8 protein-coding genes and 1 riboswitch are annotated in these 7682 nt (G+C 62.8%); of the genes, 5 read left to right on the forward strand and 3 right to left on the reverse strand.

All coding sequences use genetic code 11. The features are described 5' to 3' along the window. Positions 1 to 894, forward strand: a complete 894-nt coding sequence (locus tag VG320_RS16795) for a 4-hydroxy-tetrahydrodipicolinate synthase (RefSeq protein ID WP_327201214.1) — start codon at positions 1 to 3, stop codon at positions 892 to 894. Here VG320_RS16795 and VG320_RS16800 read toward each other — a convergent pair whose 3' ends face one another. After that, positions 895 to 2178 (reverse strand): D-amino acid dehydrogenase, encoded by a 1284-nt coding sequence (locus tag VG320_RS16800; protein WP_327201215.1) that lies wholly within the window; start codon positions 2176 to 2178, stop codon positions 895 to 897. It lies immediately after the preceding gene. Between the two features lie 161 nt (positions 2179 to 2339). Next, positions 2340 to 2430: riboswitch (glycine riboswitch) on the reverse strand. A gap of 199 nt (positions 2431 to 2629) precedes the next feature. On the opposite strand from VG320_RS16800, the gene VG320_RS16805 reads away from it, so the two are divergent. Both VG320_RS16805 and VG320_RS16810 read left to right on the forward strand, forming a co-directional pair. After that, positions 2630 to 2752 (forward strand): hypothetical protein, encoded by a 123-nt coding sequence (locus VG320_RS16805; RefSeq protein ID WP_327201216.1) that lies wholly within the window; start codon positions 2630 to 2632, stop codon positions 2750 to 2752. Positions 2753 to 2987: 235 nt separating this feature from the next. Next, positions 2988 to 3344 carry a hypothetical protein gene (locus tag VG320_RS16810; protein ID WP_327201217.1) on the forward strand — a complete coding sequence of 119 codons (357 nt, stop codon included), beginning with the start codon at positions 2988 to 2990 and terminating at the stop codon, positions 3342 to 3344. A gap of 30 nt (positions 3345 to 3374) precedes the next feature. Here VG320_RS16810 and VG320_RS16815 read toward each other — a convergent pair whose 3' ends face one another. Next, complete coding sequence (locus VG320_RS16815) at positions 3375 to 5231, reverse strand: potassium transporter Kup (RefSeq protein ID WP_327201222.1); 1857 nt, start codon at positions 5229 to 5231, stop codon at positions 3375 to 3377. 416 nt (positions 5232 to 5647) lie between these two features. On the opposite strand from VG320_RS16815, the gene VG320_RS16820 reads away from it, so the two are divergent. Next, complete coding sequence (locus tag VG320_RS16820) at positions 5648 to 6055, forward strand: hypothetical protein (protein ID WP_327201218.1); 408 nt, start codon at positions 5648 to 5650, stop codon at positions 6053 to 6055. A 70-nt stretch (positions 6056 to 6125) separates the two neighbouring features. Here the strand turns inward: VG320_RS16820 and VG320_RS16825 are convergent, their stop codons facing one another. Then, positions 6126 to 6638, reverse strand: coding sequence for a hypothetical protein (locus VG320_RS16825; RefSeq protein ID WP_327201219.1), 513 nt, complete (start codon positions 6636 to 6638; stop codon positions 6126 to 6128). 9 nt (positions 6639 to 6647) lie between these two features. On the opposite strand from VG320_RS16825, the gene VG320_RS16830 reads away from it, so the two are divergent. Then, complete coding sequence (locus VG320_RS16830; protein WP_327201220.1) at positions 6648 to 7658, forward strand: reverse transcriptase family protein; 1011 nt, start codon at positions 6648 to 6650, stop codon at positions 7656 to 7658. Positions 7659 to 7682 lie beyond the last annotated feature (24 nt).

The following is a 7682-nucleotide window of genomic DNA, read 5'->3' on the forward strand; positions in this document are numbered from 1 at the left end:
ATGTACTCCGGAATCTGGCTGCCTCTCGTGACGCCGTTTCGTGACGGCGAAGTCGATGTGGGCGCGCTCGAAGCGCTGACGCAGCGCCATGTGGCAAGCGGCATTGCGGGACTGGTGGCATTGGGCACGACCGGCGAAGCCGCGCTGCTCGATCGCCGCGAGCGCAGCGTGGCGATGCAGGCCATCACCGAAGTCGCGGCGGGGCGTGTACCCGTTGTGGCGGGCGTGGGCGGTATCGACACGGCCTCGTTCATCGACGAAATCCAGCGTCTTGAGGTCTGGGATCTCGCCGGTTACCTGGTCAGCGCGCCTGCCTATCTGTGTCCGGATCAAGCGGGTTTGCTCTGGCATTTCGGTCAAGTCGCCCAGGCGACCGAACGCGATATCGTGCTTTATGACGTGCCGCATCGTACGGGAGTCGGGCTGGCGGAATCGACGGTCGCGCAGTTGGCACGAGTGCCCAATATCCGCGCGATCAAGGCTTGCGCGCGCGAACGCTTCGCCGCATTCGGCAAGTTGCCCATCGCATTGTTGTGTGGCAACGACGACGCTTTTCTCGATTGTCTGCGCGCGGGTGCGACGGGTGGCATCCTGGCGAGCGCCCATGTCTGCGCCGATCTGCTGGCCGAAGTGCAGAGCCTTTTCCGTATGGGGAAAACAGCGGACGCGAGCCGCCTGTTTGCGCGGCTCGAACCCGTTTTGACACTGCTATTTGCCGCGCCCAATCCGGCTGCCATCAAGGCAATGATGGCGCTCGACGGGGGCGTGTCGGCGCAAACGCGCATGCCGATTGCGCCGGCTACTGAAGCGCTCGTGCGCCGCCTGGAGGCGGCGCGCGTCGAACTGGACGAGTTGCGCGCCGATTTATCGAGCCATGGTGCCCTGACCGTTTGATCAGCCCGCGCGTGTTGACACGTTCGATGTCGTTGCGGGAGCAACGATACGCGTGCGCGTATTGCCGATGTCGTCGCTCACGAGCATTGCGACGGTTTCGGCCGTAGCCGCCGAAAGCGTCCAGCCAAGGTGCCCATGTCCCGTGTTGTAGAAGACGTTGCGCTGTCTGCCGCGGCCAACCTTCGGCAACATGCTGGGCAGCATGGGACGCAGGCCGGCCCACGGGATGACGCGCGAGGTCGACATGGCCGGGAAATGCGTACGCGCCCAACGTACCAGCGGCTCGATACGATCCGAGCGGATATCGCGGTTCGTGCCGTTGAGTTCTGCGGTGCCGGCAATGCGAAAGCGATCGGCGCCCAGGCGGCTCGTCACGATCTTCGCGGCGTCGTCCAGCAGGCTGACCCAGGGCGCGGCCTCGCGGCTCGCCGCATCGTCGAGACCCACGGTGATCGAATAGCCCTTCACGGGATAAACGTTGACGTGGTCGCCCACTAGCGCGGCGAGGGCGCGGCTGCCCACGCCCGCGCATATGACTACGCGATCGAAGGTCGAGACGCACGGCAGCGCATCGCGCGCGGTGCTGATCGCCACCGTACCGTTCTGGGCATCGCCGATCGACTGCACCGTAGTGTCGTATTGAAACGCGACGCCCATCCGTTCGCAGGCCGACGCAAGACCGCGCGTGAACTTGTGAATGTCGCCAGTGGAATCGGATTCGGTAAAAAAGCCGCCGTAGAAGTCGCCTTGAAGCGTCGGCTCAATGGCGCGGATTTCGTCGGGCGTGACCGCGCGCCGATCGAGTCCGCCTTCGCGCAGTAGCGCGTTGACTTTCGTCGCGGCGTCGAACTCCTTGCGCGTTGCGTAGAAGTGCAAAATACCGCGCTGTTCGTGATCGAAATCGATCGATTCGCGCTGCGCGATTGAGAACAGATGTTCGCGCGCGGCAATTGCAAGGCGCACGGTTTCAATCGTATTGCTGCGGTAGTTCGGGATCTGCCGTAGAAACTCGCCGATCCAGCTGTACTTGTGCCAGTTGGGGCGCGGATTCATGAGCAGCGGCGCGTCACGCCGCATCATCCAGCGCAGGCCTTTAAATACGGTGGCGCGGCTGTTCCAGACTTCTGCGTTGCTGGCGGAAAGCTGGCCGCCGTTCGCGAAGGATGTTTCCATCGCCGCGTAGCGGTGACGGTCGATGACGGTGACGCTATGGCCGCGCCGTGCGAGCGCATAGGCGGTGGTGACGCCGGTAATGCCGGCGCCGATAACGGCGATTCGTGACATGACATGGTCCATGGGTGCAGAACGTGGGCATCGCCGGCCGATTGCAACCGGCGCCGATGCCCCATCTGTCCATGTACCTGAGAGTTTCGCCCGCGCGCTTTCGGCGCGCGTGGCTCCCCTTCGGTGGGCGCCACCGTTGTGGTGCGCCGCTCTCCAGATGTTCCGGCTGCGTGGTCCTTTTGCCTGAGAGTTTCCGGGGCGGTTGCTCCGTCGGCGTCGTTCCGGTAGAACGATCTCTTCCATGCAGCGTGTGAGAACGCCTCAAGATTAGCTGTGCGCCGCGCGCGCGGCAACCGCTTTTTCAAAATTCGGTCTGCGATCTTTCGCATGAGGGTTTTGCCGTATTGAACGACTGGAGAACCGCGCGAGCCGTATAACGCCGTGCATCGTTGCGGTTACACGGCGCGTTGCCGTGCGTCCCTTCATCCGTCCAGATAGGCTGCCCGCGCGCGTGATTTCACTCGTTACGCGCGACCACCACATGCTGCCGGTCGCCGCCGGGCGCCTGCACGACGCCATCACCGATGCGTTGCGCGATTACGATCTGACTGGTCCTCTTAACTGCAAACCCTGAATGAGGAAATTAAATATTCCGGACAGGAAATAAATTGGAATGATTTGAAAGTGTTTGATTCAAAATTCATTGTAATTCGCGTAAGCCTAAAGAAATGAAAATCACGGTCGTTATAAAAAGAACGAATATAGGCAGCGTCGCAACGTAAAGCGGGAAAGACACAAGGCTTGATGGCGATGCGAAATATGCGGGGGTAGTAGAAATGCAGGTTACATCGTCCACTTCCAGTCAGGCAGTGGTTGCGAACACACCGGTCAATGCGCCAGTCAGCACGACGACGGGCAAGCAGGACAATGACACGGGCACGACGCCAGAATCCAGCACGAAAGTCACGTTGTCGGACGAAGGGTTGCAGAAGAGCGCTCAGGATTCGGCGGCTTCCGCGGGCACGTCGGCTGATGGCACGGATTCAACGAGCGCGGCCAATTCATCCTCCGCGCCTTCGTCGCTTAAATCGATGACGTACGGCGTGCTCGGATTGCCCGATCCTTCAAAGCCGCAACCCAAGAATACCGCGTTTGGAATCGGCAAAATTATCGCTGCGGCGGGCACCGTAGTGAGCATTATCACGCTCGCGCTCAAGTTCCTTTGATATGGCGCGCATCGGCGCGCGAGCCGGTCTTTATATCTCGACACGTGAACCTAGTTCGATTACCCGGTTTGCGGTTAGCTTGAAATAGGCCGCAAGATTGCCGATGTTGTGCGCCATCACGCCGAACAGCCGTTCACGCCACACCGGCATGCCTTTGCCTCCGGTCGCCACGACAGTCGCATGACTGAGGAACCACGACACCTGCGCCGGATCGACCACGAAGCCCTTGGGCTCGCAGTCGCGCAGCGCCTGCGGCAAGTTGGCTTCGTCCTTGAAACCGTAGGCCACGACAATGCTGTGACAGTTGTGGCCCAGCGGCGTGATCGTTACACGCTGCTCGCGCGACACATAGGGCACATCGAGGTTTTTTACGTGCACGAATAGCGCGCGTTCGTGCAGCACGTGGTTGTGTTCCAGGTTGTTGACGAGCGCGTGCGGCACGGCATTGACGTCGATGTTCAGGAACACGGCGGTGCCGGGCACGCGGATGGTCTGCTTCGCAAACAGGCTGTCCAGGTACTGTGCCAGCGGTAGCGTGCCCGCATGGGTGTGCGCTTCTTCCACCATCAGCGCGCGGCCACGGTGCCAGGTGGACATGACGATAAACATGATGGTGCCGAGCAGCAGCGGGAACCAGCCGCCATCGACGAACTTGAGCAGGTTGGCCGAGAAAAAGGCGAAGTCGATCACGAAGAAGAAACCGGTGGCCAGCACGCACAGCAGCCAGTTGTAGTGCCAGGCATAACGCACCACGTAGAACGTGAGGAAGGTGGTGATGATCATGGTTCCCGTCACCGCGATACCGTAAGCCGAACCCAGCGCCGTGGAAGAGCCGAAGCCCAGCACCGCGCCCACCACCGCGATCAGCAGCAACCAGTTGATTGCGGGCACGTAGATCTGGCCGACTTCGCGTTCCGACGTGTACACAATGCCCATGCGCGGCATGAAGCCCAGTTGCATGGCCTGCCTCGTCATCGAAAACGCACCGCTGATGACTGCCTGCGATGCGATCACGGTCGCGACCGTGGCGAGGACCACCATCGGGAACAGCGCCATGGCGGGGAAGAGGTGGAAGAAGGGGTTGTCCGCTGCTTTGGCGTCCGACAGCAGCAGGGCGCCTTGGCCCAGATAATTGAGCGCAAGCGCCGGGAGCACCAGCGCGAACCACGACAGGCGGATGGGCGGCGCGCCGAAGTGACCCATATCGGCATAGAGCGCCTCGGCGCCGGTCAGCGCGAGCACCACCGCGCCCAGCGAGACAAAGGCCACCCAGCCGTTGCGGATCAGAAACCCAAGGCCGATGAATGGGTTGAACGCGTCCAGGATGGCCGGCGCACGACCGATGCTGAGCACGCCCGATACGGCGATCACTCCGAACCACAGCACCATCACCGGCCCGAATACCGCGCCGATCCCAGCGGTGCCGCGCCGCTGCATCAGGAACAGGATGACCAGCACGACCAGCGCGATTGGCACCACGTAGGGCTTGAGCAGCGGCTCCGCCACTTCCAGCCCTTCGACCGCGCTGAGCACCGAGATGGCCGGCGTAATGACACCGTCGCCGTAAAACAGCGCCGCGCCGAACACACCGGTGAGCAGCAGTCCGTTACGCAGGCGTGGCCGGTCCATGACTGAGCTGGACGCCAGCGCCAGCAGCGCCATGATGCCGCCCTCGCCGTGGTTGTGGGCGCGCATGATCAGGGTCACGTATTTCAGCGTCACCACGATCATCAGCGACCAGATGATGAGCGAGACCACGCCCAGCACGTTCGCGCGCGTGAGCGCGAGGCCGTGATTTGCTTCGAATACCGTGCTCATCGTGTAGAGCGGACTGGTGCCGATGTCGCCAAACACGATGCCGATGGCGGCCAGTGCAAGCTTCGCCATCGACCCGTCGGCGTGGCCGGTGTCGCCGGGGTTGCCGCCGCTGTTGTTTCTATAGGCGCCCGATTGCGGGCCTGAAGACGGTTCCATGAATGGCTCCTTCCCGATGGGCAGGGCGTTGCAGCGCACCGCGCTGCGGCCCGCCTGGCCTGTTAAGACAGCGTACAAAATAAAGGGCGCACTTCAAAGCTTTGCGGTGACGGAAGTGGCCGTGCATTCCGCAAATCGGGAACTGGCATGACAACTTCATTCCAACCGCCTTACGGCCATCGCCGATCGCGGGCTTTCGTACGATCGATACGCCTTGCGCTATGCCAGCAAAACGCGCCGGCAGCACGCGCCGGCAAAACAGAACGACCGGACGGAACGCAGTCCGCAGTAAGATAGCGCGCCACCATCGAATATCTGATCTGCAAGCCATGGAACATTCGTCGACGCCGGACCAAAGCGAGAGCGCGCTGCGCGCCCAGTACGCCAGCCTCCAAAATCGGGCGCGGGAGCTGGAGACGCATGCGCCGTCGCGTATCGAGGCGCTGCACGACGCGACGCAATCGGCGTCGGCGGGGCACACTGCCGCATACGAAGGGGCGTTAAAGGATGCCGCGAACGAGGCCGTGCTCGCGGTTCGCTGTTATCACGGCGCCGTGCCGTTCCTCGAAACGGCGAACTCGCTCATCGAGCATCTGGCCAAACCGCCGCTGCTGGACGACGGCATGGAGTGGCACGATGAAATTCTCGGCCGCATGGCGGAGGTGCTGGAGATCGCCGCCGGGATGATCGCCGAGGGCGAGACGCATCTGGAGGCGTCGGCGCGCATCAACGTCTAGGCAGTGCGCGCGCGAGGCATCGCGGTTCAATCGCGTCGAGGGCGAGCTTGACACGCGCGATGCACGACCTTTATCGTCGGTGCGCGGGGCGGTGGGTCAAGCACGAACCGGAATCAGCAACTGCATTCCCGGACGGCGGGGCTACCCCGCCGGTGATCCGCAAGCCGCAATACATCGCAAGAGCGGCGTTGCGCATGCGCGCAAATGAGCTCTCGCCAGACTGGCACGTTGATCCATCGTCCCGCCTTGAATCATGCGCCTCGGTTTTCACGACACGGCCGTCATCGCTTGCGACGCCATCCTTGCGGGGCCACCTGATGTAGCCGGCATCGTCGCGCGGATGACCTCGATATTCGGCGCGCACGAAGCCTGGATGGACGATGTCGCCCAAAAAGCGGTGCAAGGTTTCGCGCCGCAATGGGACGATACGCACGCCGTTCAGTTGACACCCTTGCTGGAAAACGCGACCGCGTTTGTCGCCGCGTTCCGAAGCGATGCCCGGCCAGAAGTCATCCGTATCGTTCGGCGCCCGCCGGCCCAGCGACTGCCGCCGGCTCGACTCGCCCATGTCGATTTGCCCCATTGGTCGAATTTGCATGAGCTTGCCGAGTGGCTCGAAGTCGACGATGGCGATCTTTCGTGGCTCGCGACGCACTGGCGCGTGGCGCCGGGCGATGCGTCATCCCCGTTGCATCACTATTCGTATCACGCGCGAGGCAAGCGCGACGGACGGCATCGTTTGATCGAGCGCCCGAAGCCGCTCATGCGCTTCGTGCAGCACAAGCTGCTGCACGGGCTGCTCGACCGGGTGCCGCCGCACGACGCCGCGCACGGGTTCCGGCGAGGACGAAGTATCGTTTCGTTCGCGGCGCCCCATGCGGACAAACCGCTCGTGATTCGTCTCGATCTCGCGGACTTCTTCGCATCGGTCACACAGGCGCGCGTTCACGCGTTGTTTAGCGCACTTGGCTACCCCGTTGCGGTTGCGCGCGCATTGACCGCGCTGTGTACCAACCGCGTGCCGAGCCGTTTGCTGGTCTCCGGCGCGTTGAAAGGCAAGTTCGACTGGACCGAACAGCAGCGCCTGCGTGCGCGGCATTTGCCGCAAGGCGCGTCGACCTCTCCCGCGCTTGCGAATCTGTGTGCGTTTCGGCTCGATACGCGCCTCGCCGCGCTCGCGGCTTCACTCGATGCGGACTACACGCGTTATGCGGACGACCTGGCGTTTTCCGGCGCGGCGCGTTTCAAGCGCGTTGCGGACCGTTTGCCGGTCTGGATCGCGGCCATTGCACTCGAAGAGGGCTTCGTTGTGCAGCCGCGCAAGACACGCGTTATGGCGCGTGGCATCCGGCAGCAGCTTGCGGGAGTCGTTGTGAACCGGCATCCGAATCTGGCGCGCGACCGGTTCGATAGCCTGAAGGCGCTGCTCACCAACTGTGTGCGGCATGGTCCCGCTTCACAGAATCGTGACGGCCGCGCGGATTTTCGTGCAGCGCTCGCCGGGCATGTCGCACACGCGGCGATGTTGAACCCCTCGCGCGGCGCGAAGCTACAGGCGATCTTCGAGCGCATCGACTGGCATCGAACCGGGTCCTCAAGCTGAGCTTTCCGGCCTCAATGCGCGCAG

This window comes from Paraburkholderia sp. (assembly GCF_035948235.1).
GTDB lineage: Bacteria > Pseudomonadota > Gammaproteobacteria > Burkholderiales > Burkholderiaceae > Paraburkholderia.